We start from the raw sequence: 18,976 nt of genomic DNA, 5'->3' as shown, positions 1-18,976 counted from the left end.
ATATGGCTGACACCGCTGTTAATGCATCAAACCATGGCATTACGCATGCGTCAGGTTTGACGGTTACCTGAAGTGAGTCAGGGCGAATAGTACAATGCTTCTTTTAACACCTCTGCTGCGAAACGGTAAAAGGTATCAACTTAACCTAATCAAAGCTGTTTTCTCCGCATCTGTTTGCTGGTTAGTTTTATCCAGCGTCAGTACAGTCTCGCCTTATCAGATTTGTGCTTTATTTTCCTTTGATTTGCTCTGGCAGATTAGGGACGGTTTTCACTCTTAACGTTCGCCCTGGCTATTCCTCAAACCTTCTTGCCAGTTCTCCCACTGTTTTCCCGGTATGTTTGCTCTTTTTATCCTCATTATCCACAGGTCAGATCCAATTGTTCGATCCTCTATAGATCAAACTGAGATCCTTAATAGATCCCCGCTACCGCCAGGGCCTTGTAGCATAAGGGCTGAGGAGGTGTTGATAACCACTATAGCGAGAAGAATAACCACTGTGGCAAGTAAAATAACCACTGTAGCGAGATAAACAACCGCGCTGGCGAGTGACCAATAACCACTGTAGCGAGTAAATTCCCTTTTGCCTGTGCATAACCGGTATTTCTATAAACAGGCCATAAACCGCATCATCAGCGGATCGCAGCTGAGAGCAGGGAAGTGGGCCGGAGAGTTCATTTTCTTTATCCACCGCAAAATGAGAGCGATTCAGCCGTTTTATCCACCGGTTAGATCCAATAACAGATCCTCATAAGATCATAATAAGTTCCTAAGAGATCCCTATACGGCCTGAGGCCATGGTATCGCTGCTCTGAGAGCGGATCACTAACCACTGTAGCGAGTAAACCAACCACTGTAGCGAGACAAAAAACCACTATGGCGAGTAGATTAACCGCTATAGTGAGTGCTAGTATCCACTGTATCGAGTAACGGCGACCCTCGCTTGTTCACTTCACGGATCTTCCGCATGCCGAAAAAAGAACCAGATATCCTGAACATAGCTGAAGCGTTTAGCGAAACCGACAAACGTACCGGTGAAGTTGTTACCCTGACGCCCAACAGTAATAACACGGTGCAGCCGGTTGCTCTGATGAGGCTGGGCCTGTTTGTTCCTACGCTAAAATCCACCGCGCGCAGTCAGAAAAACCAGATGAATGCGATGGACGTTACGCAGGATCTTAAACAATTGTCTCTGGTCCGATCGGAGGGGTATGACAATATCAAGATCCTCGGTGCCCGGCTGGATATGGATAACGATTTCAAAACGTGGGTGGGGATCATCCGTGCTTTTGCCACGCACGAGTGTCTGGGAGACACGGTAACGCTTTCTTTTGTCGAATTCGCCAAACTGTGTGGCATTCCCTCTGTTCGTCTCTCGTCGAAGCTCAGGAACCGTCTGGACGCTTCCCTGACGCGTATCGCCTCCAATACCTTAACCTTCACCAGCAAGGGCGGCGAAAACTACACGACGCACCTGGTGCAGTCCGCCAAATACAGTATTAAAAAAGATACCGTGACGTTGCAGGCCGATCCCAAGATCTTTGAGTTGTATCAGTTCGACCGTAAAGTGTTGTTGCAGCTCAAAGCCATCAATGAACTGGCGCGAAAAGAGTCCGCCCAGGCGTTATATACCTTCATCGAAAGCCTGCCGCCGAAGCCTGCGCCAATATCAATGGCCCGGCTGCGCGCCAGACTTAACCTGACCTCTCGCGTGATCACGCAAAATGCGACCGTCAGAAAAGCGATGGAGCAGTTGAAAGAGATCGGCTACCTTGACTACACCGAAACCAAGCGCGGCTCGTCAGTCTACTTCTGGGTCCACTATCGTCATCCGAAGCTGCGGCCGGCAGAACTGCCGCTCAGTCAGTCAGGTTTAATTGACGATGATATGGATGATTATGACGATATCGACAGCGATACGGAGCTCATGGATATGAGTCTGCCGGATATCATTCCGGAAGAGGAGGAGAGCAGTGAGCTGGTGATGGTGTCGCGTGAAGAGAAAGAGCTCCTGAATAAAATCCGTAAAGAAAAAAAAGGCTAACTGTTTTGCGACACCAGCCGCGAGAATGTGAGCAATGTCGCAAACTAACCACTGTAGCGAGAAGGCTACCGTTTCAGGTAACCGCTGTAGTGAGTACTAACCACTATGGTGAGATAGATCACTCGCTATAGTGGTTATTCATTTCCTCCCTGGTGCCTGCTTACCTGCTAAGCCTTACCATGTCTGCTGTTAGTGATCACTGACACGGTTCTCCCCGCTATGCTGCTCTCGTTCAGCCTGCTGCTACCAGCCAGCGCGTTTGCGATGCTCATCACAGTGGTTATCCGTAGTGGTACCACATACGCTGAAAAGGGAGCCTTGCCTGTGGTTCTGCTCCTGTGCAGCTTCACACGTCGCTCGTCAGTCTTAACGTTCTCGCTATAGTGGTTGTCAGCCACATCTGCCTTGTCTAAATCCTCTTTTAACTGCCTGAAAACAGCGATTTCCTCGCCGGTTTACACTTCACAGTGGTTAATTGCTGGTTTTTAAGCCAGATTAGCTACTTTTTTGTTCGGATAATGTTCAGTTACGCTGTTACTTTCTCGCTACAGTGGTTATCAAATGGGAACAAGCAGCGCTGGGCAGACTCAATACTCGCTATAGTGGTTATCAAACACAGCTGGCTTCAAATGATCTCTCCCAACAGGCTGATAACCCGGCTGAAAGCGGATTTTTACTCGCTACAGTGGTTAGCAAAAATATGCGAGGCTTCTCGCTATAGTGGATATTGAGCGGTCAGGATGGTGCTGCCTGAAACCGACAGCTAAAAAAGGCTGCAAACCGGGCAGGGAATCACTCGCTATAGTGGTTAGCTTGCAACGAATGCAGACGATCACCCTGCAGAGCGGGCAGAAAGGGCACGCTGCCGTGTTGAATGAAGGTGTCAATGCGCGTTATAACGCCGAGGTTAGCGGCTACCCGCTTTCAGGCTACTCGCTACAGTGGTTGGCTGAGCGCGAAAAGCAGCGAGGAGGCATAAACAATTGCGATAAGTTGTTGTGTGAGTCAGTGCTCAGCGCTGAGTAAGAGAGTGATAGCGGAGAGAGAAGGACTTCTCGCTACAGTGGTTATGGGTGGCGATGTTGCGGTAGGCGGGCACTCACTATAGTGGTTATCCGCTGAAGAATTGATCGGCTAAGCCTCTTTCGCCGGAAACCCGGATATTTATTGCGCAAAATTACTCGCTACAGTGGTTGTTGATGATCTTTGCAGGCTATTTTTACTCGCTATAGTCGATATCTTTGCCGCAGGTGCTGAGGTTTATCAAAGCGAAACAGCGTCTCAGAAGTGATACGGTCACTCGCTACAGTGGTTAGTCTGGCTTTTTACTCGCTACAGTGGTTATGCAAATTAAAGCGTCTTTGCTGTCCCCTGAATCGAGGTCGCCCGGCTAGCATTGCTTCTCCCTGAGAATAACACCGGATCGCCTATCTTCAGGCTGAACACCATGGCGACTGTTTGATCATCCGGATATCCTTCTCTGCCGCTGCTTCACCCGCCGTAATCCATCCTCTGTGACGATAGAATCCTGCGGCGCGGGTCGCTTCACCGGTTTCCAGCCAGATGAGGTCATGATGGAGAAACAGCTGGTTTTCAGCTTCTTCTGCCAGCCGTTTGCCAATGCCTGCGCCTTCATAATCCGGAAGGACGAAAGCGGCAAACAGACAGCCTTCTTCCGGCAGGATCATAGAGAACCCCACCGCTTTGCAGCCAGACACTGCGATCCATGCGCAGGTTGAGGTATTAATCATCGCTTCAATCGCGGCCGGGGTAATGCCCAGCGCCTGAAGATCCTCGTGAGACAGCACATTTTCAGTCACGGAAGTCCGGATATGAAACAGATCGGCTGTATCGGCGGCGGTCGCGGCTCTGACGTGAAGGTTCAATGTGGTACGCACTCTCGGCAAGGTTGTCGTCTGCGCGCGATCAATAGCAGAACAGGTGCCGCGGATCACGATAAAAAAAGCCCGCCATACGGCGAGCCCCGTTCAGGTGTTGTCCCGCTGTGCGGCGATTACATCGCTTCGCGGTATTCCGGCCAGGCCACCGACTCTGGATCATAACGTCCAGCAGCGGCAAACAGCGTCCCCTGAAAGTTAATTACGCCCGCCGCTTCCAGCCACATCCACTCTTCAGCCTGCACAATACCGGCTGCGATCACCGTAATTTCCAGCGCTGAGCAGCATTTAATAATCGCCTGTACCACCGCTTGCTTTGGTCCGCTGCGGTGAACATCGCGGGTGATGCCGGCATCGATGCGGATACGATCTGGCTGAATATGGGTCAGTAGCGACAAGCCAGCTGAGCCGTCACCAAAGTTGTCGACAGATAAGCTGATCCCCACCGCTTTAAGCTCGCGCACGGCTTGTGAAAATGCATCAAGCTGTGAGATGACAGCAGTTTCGCTGACCCCGATAACCACCTGCTCGGGCACCAGACCCGCTTGCTCAATCGCCGCCACAATCAGCTTCACCGCATCCGGCACCACCACCAGCGTCATCGGCAGCAGGCTGACGTAAAGCGTCATGCCGTCCGGGCAGACCAGGCCGGCATGGGCAAAGGTCTTTTTCACCGTTTCAAGATCGTCAAAATAGAGCTGCTGGCAGGCTGAATCTTCAGACAGCGATCCTGCCGGACGGGTCGTGGTCGCTTCGATAGCGGTGACCTGACGGGCCAGCGGATCGACGACCGGGCGAAAGCTGACCCCTTCGGTGACGGGTCTGGAATCCGGCACATCGCTGCGTTCAGAAATAAACTCCCAGTAGCCTGGCGGGAGAACTTCGTAGTAGTTTTCTTTCTCGCGTGACTCAACGAAGGTACGCAGAAATTGCAGCGCCCGATCGTCATAGGTCAGGCGATATTTTGACGTGCCTTTATCGAGCACCGCCTGCAGTACGGAAGAACGATCGTGCTCGCGCAGATCGAACAGTTCCATGCCGGCGTTACCAAAACGGCGTGAAGGCGCGTAGTCGCGCATCAACTCCACCACATTGTGATGGCGTTTATCAGCGCAAATCCGCCGGTAAACGGCGAGTATTCCCGCTTCAGGGCCTTCCAGCAGCTGAAAGAAATGGGTGCCGTTGAACAGTAAAATACCGGTCACATCGTGAGCCGCATTAATTTTGCTGGCATTTACGACCATTTCGGGCACCGTTTTGATCGGAAAGTCATCCGAAATATGGCTGCGATATATTATTGTGGTCAGCATGTGCAGCTCCGATTTAATGTGATTGTCGGGCACACGCTAACATTGTTCAAATAATGTTGCATCTAACCTTATTCACTGTCGCACACACTGCACCATCACAGGTGGCAGTAAGCGAAACGGCAAATTTGCCGTTAACCTGTTTTTAACCGTAGCGGCTAAACGCTGACCCGATGCGGCCCGTCTGAACCGGCAGTAATGAGGTTTAAGACGGAGTGTGAAAAGGGGGCACAGGCTGAGCGTGGTAAAAGCAGCAGGCAAAAAAAAAGCCGCCTTGCAGGCAGCCTTTATACAGAACAGATGGGCTTATTTAATCAGCTCAGCCGACACATAGGCGCGGTTGTCGACGCGGGCACCGGTAATTTTGTATGACGCGCCAGCATCTTTCGCCTGTGCAGCGACTTTTGCTTCAGCCGCGTCCAGAGTAGAGGCGGTAGCCGTGATGCTCTGGGCAAAACCAGCGAAAGAGATCAGGGAGAGTGCAGTAAAAGCAACGAAAGTTTTGATGGTTTTCATGGTCATTTCCTCAGTTCGTTTTAATTCGGAAGAGGCGTTCTGCCTCGATGGAATGAATAGTAGGCGCAATGACGGTAAAGAAAAATAGTCTTATTTTGCTGTTAAAGGTCAATTATTTTGAATGACTATCGTGGCGCCTGATTTCCCCCGCCTGATCGCCGACAAAAAAAAGCGCTGTCTGTTACAGACAACGCTTTGGCTATTCCCGGCCGGACCTGTGCCGTGCCAGCCTCAACGGCATTCGCCGCGTAGCTTCCAGTGCAGCCAGTGATTGAGGGCTTCTTCGGTTAACGGTTTCGAGTAGAAGTAGCCCTGTGCCTGATCGCAGCCATATTCAGTCAGCGAGGTCACAGCATCCGGGCACTCGACGCCTTCTGCCAGCACCACATAGTCCAGCTCTTTCAGCATGGCGATAATGCTACGGGCGATGATACGGGAAGCGGTATCTGAAGAGAGCTCACTGATCAGTGAACGATCCAGCTTAATCACATCAAGCGGCAACCGTCGCAGATAACTGATATTGCTGTAGCCCGATCCGAAATCATCGAGTGAAATGCCAAAACCACGTTGTTTGAGCATTTCCAGCCCGCGTAACGCCGTGGGACTTTCAATAATGCGTTCGGTTTCGAGACACTCGATACCCAGCAGCGACGTCGGCAATTTTGCCTTCAGCATTTTATTTTCAAGCGCAGCGGCAAAGCCCTCGCGTGAGAAGTCGCGCACGCTGACATTGACGGTTAAAGGCAGCTGGATACAGTTATTCCGCAGTCGCCGCAGACGATCTACCGCCTGATCGATCACCCAGGCCGTCAGCGTCGACAGCAGGTCGGTTTGCTCCGCCAGCGGGAGAAAACTCGCCGGGGAGAGTTCGCCGCGCGTGGGGTGATGCCAGCGGACCAGCGCTTCCAGCCCGACCGGCTTACCGCTGTGCAGACAAATTTTTGGCTGATAGACCAGATAGAGCCCGATATTGTCACGCAGCGCTATTTTGAGATCGGTCATCAGAACGAAATCTTCGGTGCGCTGCATTTCGGTGGTGGCGTCAAAGCGTTGCGATGGCACTCCCCGGCCCACAGCTTCGTTGAGCGCACTGACGGCGCGACGGAGCACTTCCGGCGCCGGCACGCTGCCCGCAGTAAAGTCGGCTTCGCCGGTATGCGTAGTGAGCGCCACCGATAATCCTTCGTCCATATCGGCACTGATCCCTTCCAGACGCCCGGCGACCCACGCCGCACTCAGGCGGCTGTCCGCCCGGGTCAGGATAGCGAACCGGCCGGTGGCAACCGTATAGATCATTTCACCGACCGCCGGGCGCAGGCGCAGCGGCAGCAGGGTCGCCATATCTTTGAGCAGATTTTCAACCGGCCCCATACCCATGGTGCGAGCCAGTTCGTAAGCGCGTGACATATCGATGCAATCAATCAGCACCAGACGGCGCGGCGTGGTATCGCCCGCCACGGCCAGATATTGCAGATCGCGGATCAGCCGCTGACGGTTTGGCAGGCCGGTGACCGGATCGGCAAAGCCAGCGGAATGCCACGCCTCCAGAAACGACATGACCAGCGTTGAAAGTAATTTCAGCGTAGTGACCTGATCGGCACCAAAAGGGTGGGGATGGGTATCGGTGACGCATAAGGTCCCCAGAATAATACCTTCGCGGTTTTTTAACGGCACGCCAGCATAAAAACGAATAAAGGGAGCGCCGGTAATTAACGGATGAGTAACAAAGCGTGCATCAAGATAAGTATCAGGAACGATAACGGCGCTATCACTGTCGACCACGTGACGGCATAAGGAGTCCTGGCGTGATGAACGCTCAAGGGCAAAATTGTGTGCTGCACGTACCGTCTGATATTCATCATCCAGCACGGAAATAAAACTGCCCGGAATACTCAGCGCCTGGCTGGCTAACCTGACAAATTTCCTGAGGACATCGTCGCGGCTTTCGTCAGGCCGGCTGAGCGCCTGCAAAGCACGGGTACGGCGTTCATCGTCGCCGTTTAAATTTTTTAGCATCTGTGTGTGTCCTTCGTACTGTCTGGTGACGGCACGAAATAAAAAGAGAAATTGTACGGTAACTGACCGGAACCAGGTGCGGTTCGGGCGAAAGGAAATAACGCATATTTATTGTTTTCACAGTGATGATAAGTGACTCGACGGCGGGTGTCTCTTACTATTTTCTTTAACGCATTTCATGCCTGTTTACGATTCGGTAATTTTATCGACAGCCGTTTTTATTTTCACAGTCAGGGCGCAATACTCTGTAAAGGGGCTTAACGATTATTAGCCGACTGATAATCAATTATCATTCATTCTGCAGACAATTAATTTGGGATTATATTAATGGTTAAAAAGTAAACTCAGCGAATAAACCGTCAGCGCCCTGACGGACCAGGGCGGGTAACATCCTAAATTAACAGATAAAACCCCAGCAGGGCAGCCAGACTGACCTCAATTATCCCTCTCAGCCGTCCTCACTGCGGGGCCGTAAACCGCAGAAAGAGCGACGCTGACGTTGACGCTCCGGCGGCCATCCGTTTAACGCTTGCCAGTCGTTTTTGGCTGCTGTGGCTGTCGCGGCGGTGGATTTTTCTCCAGCCAGTCACGCACGTGGTCAGCCTGCGGACCCGTCTCCCGGATGGCGCGTGTCAGCCGCTCCTGGGTAGTTTTCAGTTCCTGAGTCCAGTAAGTGATTTGCCATTGCTCTCGTATCTCCACCCGCGACAGATCTTCAGGTACGCGCCGCTGAATAGGGTTTTTCATCGCTTTATTCTCCTCTGCTTTTTTTGGTTATCGGTCCTGAAAAATTATCCTCAGGTTAAACCGACCATCCTGATGAATGATGGGAAGGCAGAGTAGCGGAATAATCCCTGATTTAACGCACGCGAAAATATCAGGAAAATTCCTGGTGTTGGAAATAACACATTCTAAAAAACTGAAAAATGACGATTTACTGGCAGATTAAGCCGCTTCGCTTATTCACTGACTGCACATAAAAGATAAGCCTGACATTTGACATTTAATTAAAATGGTCAATTATTCTCATGTCAAAACATCCGGGCCGCGTCCGTAACGCTTCGCTTTCGATAAAAAGCGGCGTTGAATTTTTTGCGCGGGTCACTCATTTCAAAGGAGTTTTTTTTGGTTAATCGTCCTTCCCAGCAGCCTGTAGTGGTTCAGAATAATGTCCGTGAACTTCGTCTTGCTGCGGGACTCTCTCAGCAGAGCGCCGCTGAGCGCTTCGACCTCAGCCTGCGCGTCTGGCAAACCAAAGAAGCCGCAGTAAACCCGACGCTGTTAAGTCAGGGCGAATATGAACTGCTGCTGCTGCTGGCCGGCCGACATCCGCACTTTTGCCTCGCTCCCCATTCAAAGAAATAGCGCTTCATCACGGGCGATATTATTTAATAAACGATTGCTTTTATTAGGATAAAAAATTTATTTACGGGACTTGAAAGCGCAGAGAAAGGCATTATTTATACCAGTGACCGGCGATTGATAACCGGTCAGATGAGCTTTTGGATGAACATTATTCAGGAGGTTGTCACCATGTCTTTACATCAGATCTCTGTCTTCCCATCGCTGGCCGATTCCGCGTTATCAGATCGCTTCAGCCGCATTGATAAACTGTTCAGCCAGCTTACCGGCGACCGTCAGGTCGCGTCTGTACCGGCTTACGATCTGCAGCGGCTTGACGATGCCCGCTACGCACTGACGGTGAGCGTGCCCGGCTGGAAAGAGCACGAGCTTGAAATCGAACTGAGCGGCGGACGCCTTTCGGTCGCCGGTAAGAAAGAAACCACGGCATCCGACGGGGCTGAGGAGGCGAAAGATGAGAAAAGCGGCTGGATCTACCGGGGCATCGCGCGTCACGATTTCCGGCTGAGCTTCTCGATCCCTGAACACATGAAAGTGACCGGCGCCAGCCTGGCAGATGGCCTGCTGAACGTAGGATTACTGCAGGAAATTCCGGAAAGCGAGAAACCTCGCCGTATTCCGATTGAGGTTGGCGGGGCACCCCGGACGCTGGAACATCAGGAATAAGCGGTGGGAGCTAAACAGTATGGCGGAAGGCGGCTCAGGAGGCCTTCCGCCTTTTTTGATCGTCAAATCCGGCCGGAGGTTTATCCGACGACGCTGCCGCAGCGGGCGAGGATCAGGCGCTGGCAGTCAGCAGGGTTGTTTCTGCTTCTGCTTTGAGCCGGGTGTCGGTTCCGGTCAGCATCACCGGTTTGCCTGCCTCCAGCATCGATTGATACGCCGCGTTCATCAGCGGAGTGATCCCATCACTGCACCACATCAGGTGGTGCTCAAACCGGTGATGCGCCACGGCGGGTTCGCCAGACGCAATTGCAGCCACCTCAACCCGAAATCCCTGTCCATTCAGTCGAATGGCTTCCATCCAGATCTCAGTTTCATCGGTGACGCTCACCGCCTCAAGAAACAGCGGCACGGTGCTACGCCGCTGGGCAGCCAGCGCCAGATGTTGCCACTGGGTGACAATCGCAGAATGGAAGCGTTGCTGACGTGCTGCTGCCCCTTCACTGGCGTCGCTACGTAGCCAGAGGTTTAGCGGTCGCAGATAGCGATTCACATAATCATCGCCACTGTAGTTCGCGCCCATCGTGAGTAATTCACGTGTGATGTCGTCATCGGCGTCATGCCGTAATAGCTGCAACAACTCTTCTTCCCGACAGGCCCAGCCTCCCTGCAGCTTAAGTGCAGGCCAGCGAAGCGAGGCGTGAATATCAAAAAGCGTATGCCCATCCGAGGTCATGTCGCGCACACACAGCGCACGCGTTAGCTGGCTGTCGGAATAACCGGCCGGGCCAGGAGGCGTCATGAGTCCGGCACGTCGCCAGCGGCGCAGCGTCTCAGGCAGAACACCGACGAGGCCGCAGACCGTGTCGGTAGAGTGTTGGGGCATGATAAATTTCCGGAGGGGATTCAGATCCCGCTGAAAGGGATGACGCCGGCAGTATGCGCGCCGTAACCGAATAAAGAAACAATCATTTCCATAAGAATTGCAGACAGATTAAGCGACTATCGGATAAAGGCAGAATGAAGAAAAAAGCGTGCAGCAGGTGGGGGAAGATGACGTGCCGGGCGCGACGTGGCCCGGCGAGAACAGCTATTACCAGCGGTATTTGTTCGAATCTTCCCACTCTTTCACTTCTTTTTCGGCCCGATCTTTCTCGTAACCGTAGCGTTCCTGAATTTTACCGACCAGCTGATCGCGCTTCCCTTCAACAACGGTCATATCGTCATCCGTCAGATCGCCCCATTTTTCCTTAACTTTACCTTTGAACTGCTTCCAGTTACCGCCAATGCGATCTTCGTTCATGGTGAACCTCCACTTTAAGGCTGTTATCCAGGGGACTAAATCATTACCGGTCAGGCGTTATGCCTGCGGGTGGATTAAGCCTGGCACAGCCTTTGCTGTTTGCAGCGAAGCGGTGTGAGCCAGGTCAAAGTTCGGAAAAAGAGTCGATTATCCCGGAAGACGCCGCTCAGGCCAGCTTACCGGCGGAATGGCATTAAGCGCTGGCCGGGCAAACAGGAAGCCCTGATAATAGCGAACGCCGGCGCTTTCCAGCCACAGCCACTCTTCAATCTTCTCTACGCCTTCTGCAATGACGGTGATTTCCAGCGCGTTGCAGCATTTAAGGATCGCCAGCACGATGGCCTGACGGGGACCACTGCGGTGAATATCCATAATCAGCTTGCGATCGATTTTGACCTTATCCGGCTGAAAATCCGCTAACAGCGACAGGCCGGCAAAGCCCGCGCCAAAATCATCCAGCGCCAGGCTGATCCCGGCGGCTTTCAGCTGCTGAACGGCAAACTGAAACTCATCAAAGCGCGAAATAACTTCATCTTCAGTCACCTCGACCACCACCTGCTCAGGACGTAAACCCTGTCGGGTGATCTGCCGGATTAGTCGATCAACTGCATGCTCAATCACCACCAGCGACATCGGCAGCAGGTTGACCGACAGGGTCTGATGCTGCATGCCCACGTGGCGAGCCAGCTGGAACGCATAGTTTTTTGAATCGAGATCGGCCTGGTAGATCATCTCTTCAGGCAGCGTGGCAAAGTAGTCTGCTGGCGACGCACCCTGCGGGCCGCGGATCAGCGCTTCACAGGAGACAATCCGGCGACTGGCGACATCGACAATCGGCTGTAACGCAAACTCACATGGCTGGCCGGGGGCAGGGCGATAAGTTAACGGTACCTCCGCTGATGGCGGAGTGATCAATTGCCAGGCATCTGCCGGGTCAATCGCAATAAACGTCTCTTTATCGCGCCCTTCAACAAACGAACGTAAAAATTTTACCACCCGATCGCCTTTCACCCGCTCGGCATTCAGCGTGACACGACTAAGCAGCGCATCAACCACGGTGCTGTCCTGGTAGTCGCGCAGATCAAACAGCTCCATACCGGCGTGGCCAAAGCGGCGGGCTGGCGCGTAATCCCGCATTAATTCAATCAGGTTGAAATGCCGATCGTCCTGACTGATGCGCTGGTAGACAGTGAGAACCGCCTCCATGTTGCCTTCCAGCACCTGAAAAAAATGCTGACCATCAAATAACAGGATCCCGGTCACCTGAATGGCCGCATTTTTCGAACCGGCATGATCGACCAGCGCCTGCAATCTCTCAGACGAGACGCAGGACGTCAGCTGGCTGCGGTAAATGATGGTGGAAAGCATAGGCGGACTCACATGGCTGGTGTTGGCTTTGCAACCATAGCACAGCGTCGTTAGCGGTTAGCGGTACAACAGCGGGGTATTCATGCCTCTGCTGGGCGCATGGTTTGCGTCAGTATCGGGGCAGAGGTTCACTATCCACACAGGCAACGGTAGTTTTGTTGGCAGAGCGTCAGCGGGAGGCGGCGGGAACACCGTGAAAAATAAAAGCCCCTGCCAGACAGGCAGGGGCAAGAAAACGGGCAGAACATTTTTTATTGGTTGACGGCTTCCCTGGTGAGGCGCCGGTTAATAGGGTGTTAACGGGATTATTACGCTTTTTTATCGACAGTTTCCACGCCATTACTGACTAATTTTTAGACGCCAAAAAACTGCCGAAACAGTATTAAGGAAAAATTGCATTACTTTCAACGTAATATCATCCGTGATTTCGGCAATAACTCAGATTGTTGAATTATAACGTTACAAATAAATAACCGTTCCTAACTATATCGATCGTTAAATGCGCATTTGACTTGATTCTGCACGTGCTAATCCCCGCAATCAGGCGACGATTCAGCACGTTTCAGCGGATAGCGAAGCGGGAGATAAGGCCTGTATTGTGGAATAACATCTGAGCCAGCGGAAATAACCGGCGAGCAAAAAAGAGCCCCCGGTAAAAGGGGGCAAGGGTAGGAGTTAGATCACTCTGTAAATGAAGCGGATTTCGTTACAGAGCCATTTAAAGATAGGGCAAAACCGCCAGCTTTGCCGTTACGTTTACTCAGTTTTTTAATTAGATATCAAATGATTAAAAAGCGAAGGGTGGGTGATGTTGTTGCTTATCAATGCGTTACGCTTATATGAAAACGTTTTCTAAGATTTGGCTTAAAGTCACCGCAGCAGAAAGGCAAGCGGAGAACAGCGGGCGGAATGTGCTCAGCGGCGAATTAATTAAAAATCAATAAAATTAAAGGATTATAAAATTAATCGCTCGGGGCAGGCGCACCCCCTTTTTCCCGATCTGGCGCGTCAGGCAGGGGCTGACGTCCCGACAGACGCTGGAGCGTTACAGAGGCAGGAAAATACCTTTCAGAACCAGCAATAAAGCAGCGAAAAAGAGAAGCCGCTTGTTCAGATGGGCGATCGGTAATACTGTTTATCTATACAGTCTCTGTGAGAAAAGAAGAATGCCACAGTCAGATGAGATTCATAGCGCGTTCCATCAGGTCATGCGCCGCGGCGGCAATGGCAGGTGGACGGTAAGTACCCGTGATTTTGTCGCTGAACTGGAACGGCGTAACCGGCCGCATACTCTGCGGGCCGCTAATCAGTGGATAGAGATCCACATTACGTTGTTTCGTGACATCTCGATTGAGTCAGGTGACTATCGGCTGTTCGAGCTGCCGGAAACAGCGCTAACGCCAGGCTTTGCAGCAACAGCGATTCAGGTGTCTGACCAGCCTGACCGCTAGCGATCAGGCTGAAGAGACGGCCGCCGCCGCGATCAGAGCTGGCGACTGGCTGAGTGAGCGGCCGGACGATTCAGGCTGGCGGGATAACTCTTTTCACAATTGAGGCGTGCAAGGTTCACCGCCACTTTGCGTTTTTTAAGCCGCAGTTTAGGTAACCACTCTTTAAACTGGGCGGTCAGCGATTCTGCCTGCTGTTCATTCAGTACGCGGCAGATGAACAGCTTACTCTTGGTCTGACGGCTGACATCAATGGCATAAATCTCGACACGATCGCCGCACACTTCATATTCCACATCGGTAAATTGCATATGTGGCCAAAGACCGGTTCTTGCTTCAAAAGTGGCTAAATCCATAATGACTCCTTTTTTTATTTTAAACGCTTTTGCTGTGGACCTGGCCTGAGCCTGGTCGGGCCAGTGAGCATAGACCACTATTCTGTTAATGCCAGCCCGATCACCGGTTTAATTTGGCCCTGACAGAATCAGCCCTGATTACCGGCCTGTTGTTCAGAGTGACTAAAAGAATCCCCCATCTTTTGATCAGATATTCTGATGTAAATCAGCCGCCATCCTCCGTGAGTTTTTTATGCCTTGTGGCGCGTAAGCTGAAAATCACCCTCAAATGCAGGGCTGCTGACTGCACTGGCAGACAATATTGTTTCGCTGTGAGAAATTCCGCACACCGCTAACCCAAATTAAAATTGCACAATAAGCGGGCTAATCATCAGGGGCCAGAAAGTTACTGCTGCACAGATTCTCACGCCCGGCAGATTAATTGTGGCGCTGAGAAAAAAACCAATAATCGCAGATGTAAAATAATGTATCCCATCCGGTATAAATAACGGTTAAATCATCTCCGTTGCATCGTTCAGAATGCGCAGCTTGCAAGTAATAATTAAAATATATAGTGCCGGGGATTAATTAAAGTCAGGTTAAACAGCGCCGATAAGATCGATTCAGCTAATCACCTTGCTCTTTTTTAATCTATTACACAGAGAGCACCTATGACTATTACACAGCGACTGGTATCGCTGTTTTCACTGCTTGCAATGTCCCTGATCGTGCAGGTGATTATTTCTTTATTAGTGATATCGGGCTTCCAGTCTCGTTTTGAATATGTGCAGGTGAACGCGATTCCCGGCATCCGTGATTTAAACAAATCGATCAGTGCCACCAATCAGCTCGGCATTGCGTTGTATCGTCATCAAAGCATGATGGATAGCGCAAAACAGCCGGCGGCGGAGCAGCGAATCGATCAGCTGATGCTTGATATCTTTGCGACGTCAGAAGAGCAAAGCAGTGGCACTGCGCAAATCAACATTGCGGTTAACCAGATGGATTAGGCAACGCAGCAAAATGCGGTACTGCTTGAACAGTCTGCTTCCTCGGCGAATGAACTGCCCGCTGTTTATCCCGGTTCTGCGGTTACTTGTCGCGGTCCTGCAGACAGTCCAGATAGATTTGACCCGATCGCATCACCTTCTCTTTCGCCTGCTGGCGAATATCCTGACCTTCGAATGCGCCGTAAACCTGCCCGAACGTCACGCCCGACAGCCGTTGCATTATACGCTGCACCGCGGCAGCCGGGAGCGGCAACATATTCGGGTAACTCCACATAAATGAAACGCCATGCGCCCCGGGCGTGACCTGCAGAATATCGCCCGCCAGGATCACGCCGTCACCTTCGGCCCAATGCAGCACGCAGCCGCCGGGAAAATGGCCGCCCAGCCGCAACAGCGTCAGTGAAGGCAGCAGCGGCAATGAGTCGCCCTGCCACAGTTTGAGATGCGGGCTGTCACGCACAATCCATTCGCGATCGCGATCGTGCAGATATATCGGTGCGTTAAATGCGGCGGCCCACTCCTGCATCGTGGTGTAGTAGTGCGGATGAGAAATGGCGATGGCGTGCAGGCCACCCAGCGCGTTCACCAGCGCCAGGGTCGCCTGGTCAAGATTGGCAATGCAGTCCCACAATACGTTTCCGTGCGGCGTGCGCAGCAGAAACGCCCGTTGATCGATAGCAAATTTCGGCACAGTTTTGATACTTAGCAGCGCATCGCCGTGCGCCGTCCATTTATTGGCGTGGCGCGCGGTCAGCTGATCGAAATCGATCCAGCTCTGTCCGCCTGCAGGCACGTACTGACGCGGGTCGTCGCAGATTTTACAGCGATCTGTCGGGCTGTGCGGTGGCTGATACGCGGTGCCACAGGCGGTACATAGCCTGATCATGCTGAACTCCTTCTCTCCCGGCTGGGAATGGGTGAATTATGATGCGAATCGGCCACGCCACGCCTGCATCAGTCGCGCGCCATACAGGCCTATCGTCAGACCGCTGACAATAATTAGCAGTGCAGCCAGTTTCAGCGCTGACAGTTGCTCGTCGAAAATCCAGAACGATCCCAGTAAGCCAAACACCGGCACCAGCAACGAAAGCGGCGCGACGGTCGAAACCGGATAGCGTTTCAGTAAGGCGTTCCAGACCCAATAGCCGAACAGGGTGTTGGGATAGACCTGGAAAAGGATCGACAGCAGCGTTGTCCCATGGGCGTGAGTCAGTAAACCGTGAAAGCCACTCAGCCCATTAACAGCATAAGACAGAATGAATAACGGGATCGGGGCGAACAGGCTCGACCAGATTAAAAAAGCGAATACCTGATGACTGTTCGCTTTCTTATACAGGATATTGGCCACGCTCCAGGCGATAGCGCCGAACAACACGCAACCCAGCCCGAGCACTGAAACAGAGCCATCGGTCAGAAAAATGATGCACGACAAACCGGTGAGCGCAATGGCGATACCTGCCGACTGAAAGCGCGACAGCGGTTCGCGAAACGCCCAGCTTCCCAGTAACAGGGTAAACAGCGCGCTGAATTGCAGCACCAGCGAGGCGACGCCGGCAGACAATCCGAGCCGGATGCCCAGATTGACCATGCCCCATAAGCCGACGCCGAATACCAGCCCATAGCCGATCAGCCAGCGCCATTTCACCGCGGGTTTAGCGATAAAAAACAGCGCGGGCAGGGCGCACAACAGAAAGCGAATGCCAGCAAGGACAAAGGGATCAACTTCCTTCAGCCCCAGTTTAATCACTGAAAAGTTAATTCCCCAGATTGCGGTGATCACTACCGCCAGCAGCAGATGGTGCATTTTCATTTTATCGATCCTGCAGGAGAGTGAGCGTCAGCAGAAGAGGGACGTAAAGTCGCCCACCAGAACACCAGTGCCGCCAGGCTGATGGCGCAGCCGAGCAGACAGACTCCCGGCCACTGCCAGCCGGCATAGACCCGGGTGGCGGCGCTGGCCCCGAGGGCGCTACCGACAGAGTAGAAACACATATAGGCAGCGATCAGCCGGTGATTTGCGTCGGGCCGGCCATGAAGCAGCAGGCTCTGACTGCTGACGTGTACCGCCTGCACCGCAAAATCGAGCAGGATCACCCCGGCGATAAACAGCCAGATTGAGTGATGTAGCCACGCAAGCGGCAGCCATGAGAGCGTCAGCAGCAGCAGGCCGATGCCGGTGGTACGTTGGCCATATCCCTGATCCGCCCAGCGTCCGGCCCGGATGGCGGCCAGCGCCCCTGCGATACCCGCCAGGCCAAACAATCCGGTTTCGGTATGGCTAAAGTGAAGCTGGCTTAACGGCAGCACCATGGCGGTCCAGAACACGCTGAAAGCCGCAAAAATCAGCATGGCGAGGATTCCGCGCACCCGTAATAGCGGCTCATCCAAAAATAGCCGGAAGAAGGCACGCATCAGCATTCGCCAGGCGGGCCTTTTCATCGGCACGCTCTGGCCGGGCGCGGTCCGCCAGAGGATCGCGGCCAGCAGTACCAGCAGCGCGGCAGAAGAGAGATAAACCGCCCGCCAGCCAGCGAGATCGGCGATTGCGCCAGCGGTCAGTCGGGCTAAAAGTATTCCCAGCACCACTCCACCGGTAACCATACCGACCACCTGACCGCGTTGCGCCGCAGAAGAGAGTGAGGCGGCGTAAGCCACTACCACCTGAACCACCACCGCCATCAGGCCGACCAGGCTCATGGCGATCAGCAAAGCATAAAAGTCCGGGGCAAGGCTGACCAGCAGTACGGCCAGTGCCAGCATCAGCAGCTGGCAGACAATCAGCAGCCTGCCATTAAAAAGGTCGCCCAGCGGCACGACAAACAGCAGCCCCAGCCCATAGCCGACCTGGGTGGCGGTTACCACCACGCCTGTCGAACCGGCGGAGACGGCAAAGGTCTGCGCCATGGCGGTCAGCAGCGGTTGCGCAAAATAGACGTTGCCCACCGCCAGCGCGCAGGTTACGCCCAGCAGCATCACCAGTTTCAGCGGCACCGGTTTGCTGCGGGTTGATGAGGCCAGACGGTCACCATCTGATACCAGCGAACGGGGTGTGCTGTCGGGCTGAGCCATTTTTACCTCCTGCGGATTTGGTTTCAAATTAAAACCAGGTTGGCCATTATTAACGGTTTTGGTTTTTTTTAGCAACCAGATTACCGCGCTAAGGTATACTCAGACGTAAGCAGAACAGAGCAGGAGAGAAGATGGCGAAGCAAACCGCATTGTTAAACAGTGAATGCCCGGTAGCCCGCACTCTGGAAGCCGTGGGTGAGCGCTGGTGTTTGCTGATCGTTCGCGAGGCGTTCGACAACGTCCGCCGCTTCAGCGAGTTTCAGAAAAACCTCGGGCTGGCGAAAAATATCCTGGCCGCACGTCTGAAATTGCTGGTGGAGCTGGGCGTGTTTGATCTGCGTCCCGCTTCTGACGGCAGCGCCTACAGCGAATACGTGCTGACAGCACGCGGACGCGCGCTGTTCCCGATTATCGTGGCGATGCGTCAGTGGGGTGAGCAGAATATGTTCACCCCAGGCGAGACCCATTCGGTACTGAGGGATAACCGTGACCAACAGCCGTTACAGCCGCTGGCCGTGGTATCCGCCAGCGGAGAGCCGCTGGGGCCGGAGGATTGCCACCGTGTGCGGGTGGTGAAGGGCGGCTAATCACTCTTGCCGGGCCTGCTGCGGCTGTGTCCCGCAGCAGGCCCGACCGG

The 18,976-nt window shown here is 53.1% G+C and carries 17 protein-coding genes and 1 pseudogene; 6 read left to right on the top strand and 12 right to left on the bottom strand.

Annotated elements, in window-relative coordinates:
• Positions 1-967: 967 nt before the first annotated feature.
• Positions 968-2,044 (top strand): RepB family plasmid replication initiator protein, encoded by a 1,077-nt coding sequence (locus AABB92_RS21200; protein ID WP_031377929.1) that lies wholly within the window; start codon positions 968-970, stop codon positions 2,042-2,044.
• Positions 2,045-3,477: 1,433 nt separating this feature from the next.
• On the opposite strand, the gene AABB92_RS21195 is transcribed toward AABB92_RS21200, so the two are convergent.
• The 5 genes from AABB92_RS21195 to AABB92_RS21175 form a co-directional block, all read right to left on the bottom strand.
• Entirely contained in the window at positions 3,478-3,864 is a 387-nt protein-coding gene (locus AABB92_RS21195; RefSeq protein ID WP_238585861.1) for a GNAT family N-acetyltransferase, read from the bottom strand.
• A gap of 194 nt (positions 3,865-4,058) precedes the next feature.
• Positions 4,059-5,252: a diguanylate phosphodiesterase gene (locus tag AABB92_RS21190; RefSeq protein ID WP_031377926.1), complete on the bottom strand. Its 1,194-nt coding sequence runs from the start codon at positions 5,250-5,252 to the stop codon at positions 4,059-4,061.
• A gap of 303 nt (positions 5,253-5,555) precedes the next feature.
• Entirely contained in the window at positions 5,556-5,765 is a 210-nt protein-coding gene (locus tag AABB92_RS21185; protein ID WP_031377925.1) for a DUF1471 domain-containing protein, read from the bottom strand.
• Positions 5,766-5,996: 231 nt separating this feature from the next.
• Entirely contained in the window at positions 5,997-7,781 is a 1,785-nt protein-coding gene (locus tag AABB92_RS21180) for a GGDEF domain-containing phosphodiesterase (protein WP_046289429.1), read from the bottom strand.
• Positions 7,782-8,303: 522 nt separating this feature from the next.
• Positions 8,304-8,528: a DUF3606 domain-containing protein gene (locus AABB92_RS21175; protein WP_031378206.1), complete on the bottom strand. Its 225-nt coding sequence runs from the start codon at positions 8,526-8,528 to the stop codon at positions 8,304-8,306.
• A gap of 378 nt (positions 8,529-8,906) precedes the next feature.
• On the opposite strand from AABB92_RS21175, the gene AABB92_RS21170 reads away from it, so the two are divergent.
• Positions 8,907-9,146 carry a hypothetical protein gene (locus tag AABB92_RS21170; RefSeq protein WP_031378205.1) on the top strand — a complete coding sequence of 80 codons (240 nt, stop codon included), beginning with the start codon at positions 8,907-8,909 and terminating at the stop codon, positions 9,144-9,146.
• Positions 9,147-9,314: 168 nt separating this feature from the next.
• Positions 9,315-9,809 (top strand): Hsp20 family protein, encoded by a 495-nt coding sequence (locus tag AABB92_RS21165; protein WP_031378204.1) that lies wholly within the window; start codon positions 9,315-9,317, stop codon positions 9,807-9,809.
• A 112-nt stretch (positions 9,810-9,921) separates the two neighbouring features.
• Here the strand turns inward: AABB92_RS21165 and AABB92_RS21160 are convergent, their stop codons facing one another.
• From AABB92_RS21160 to AABB92_RS21150, 3 genes are all read right to left on the bottom strand, one after another.
• Positions 9,922-10,692 carry a MerR family transcriptional regulator gene (locus tag AABB92_RS21160; protein ID WP_031378203.1) on the bottom strand — a complete coding sequence of 257 codons (771 nt, stop codon included), beginning with the start codon at positions 10,690-10,692 and terminating at the stop codon, positions 9,922-9,924.
• Between the two features lie 207 nt (positions 10,693-10,899).
• Positions 10,900-11,109: a CsbD family protein gene (locus tag AABB92_RS21155; RefSeq protein ID WP_031378202.1), complete on the bottom strand. Its 210-nt coding sequence runs from the start codon at positions 11,107-11,109 to the stop codon at positions 10,900-10,902.
• A gap of 147 nt (positions 11,110-11,256) precedes the next feature.
• A complete protein-coding gene (locus AABB92_RS21150) occupies positions 11,257-12,477 on the bottom strand; it encodes a diguanylate phosphodiesterase (RefSeq protein WP_031378201.1) in 1,221 nt (406 codons plus the stop codon).
• Positions 12,478-13,643: 1,166 nt separating this feature from the next.
• On the opposite strand from AABB92_RS21150, the gene AABB92_RS21145 reads away from it, so the two are divergent.
• Positions 13,644-13,928 carry a hypothetical protein gene (locus AABB92_RS21145; RefSeq protein WP_046289428.1) on the top strand — a complete coding sequence of 95 codons (285 nt, stop codon included), beginning with the start codon at positions 13,644-13,646 and terminating at the stop codon, positions 13,926-13,928.
• A 32-nt stretch (positions 13,929-13,960) separates the two neighbouring features.
• On the opposite strand, the gene AABB92_RS21140 is transcribed toward AABB92_RS21145, so the two are convergent.
• The gene (locus AABB92_RS21140) at positions 13,961-14,281 is read right to left on the bottom strand and encodes a hypothetical protein (RefSeq protein WP_046289427.1); all 321 of its coding nucleotides are present in this window, start codon (positions 14,279-14,281) and stop codon (positions 13,961-13,963) included.
• A gap of 650 nt (positions 14,282-14,931) precedes the next feature.
• Here AABB92_RS21140 and AABB92_RS21135 point away from each other — a divergent pair.
• Positions 14,932-15,201 (top strand): annotated as a pseudogene (locus tag AABB92_RS21135) (methyl-accepting chemotaxis protein); the annotation flags it as partial.
• A gap of 151 nt (positions 15,202-15,352) precedes the next feature.
• On the opposite strand, the gene AABB92_RS21130 reads toward AABB92_RS21135, so the two are convergent.
• Genes AABB92_RS21130 through AABB92_RS21120 form a run of 3 tightly spaced genes read right to left on the bottom strand, consistent with a single transcriptional unit; the run spans position 15,353 to position 18,339 of the window.
• The gene (locus AABB92_RS21130) at positions 15,353-16,156 is read right to left on the bottom strand and encodes an MBL fold metallo-hydrolase (protein ID WP_031378197.1); all 804 of its coding nucleotides are present in this window, start codon (positions 16,154-16,156) and stop codon (positions 15,353-15,355) included.
• Between the two features lie 36 nt (positions 16,157-16,192).
• Positions 16,193-17,080 carry an EamA family transporter gene (locus AABB92_RS21125; RefSeq protein WP_046289426.1) on the bottom strand — a complete coding sequence of 296 codons (888 nt, stop codon included), beginning with the start codon at positions 17,078-17,080 and terminating at the stop codon, positions 16,193-16,195.
• Positions 17,077-18,339, bottom strand: a complete 1,263-nt coding sequence (locus AABB92_RS21120; protein WP_052720642.1) for an MFS transporter — start codon at positions 18,337-18,339, stop codon at positions 17,077-17,079. The genes AABB92_RS21125 and AABB92_RS21120 overlap by 4 nt, the downstream gene beginning before the upstream one ends.
• Before the next feature lie 131 nt (positions 18,340-18,470).
• Between AABB92_RS21120 and AABB92_RS21115 the strand changes: the two genes are divergently transcribed.
• Entirely contained in the window at positions 18,471-18,926 is a 456-nt protein-coding gene (locus AABB92_RS21115) for a winged helix-turn-helix transcriptional regulator (protein ID WP_031378196.1), read from the top strand.
• The last annotated feature ends 50 nt before the right edge of the window (positions 18,927-18,976 follow it).

This window comes from Pantoea brenneri (assembly GCF_038594305.1).
GTDB classification, from domain to species: domain Bacteria; phylum Pseudomonadota; class Gammaproteobacteria; order Enterobacterales; family Enterobacteriaceae; genus Pantoea; species Pantoea brenneri.
This window is presented reverse-complemented; position numbering and strand designations above follow the sequence as displayed.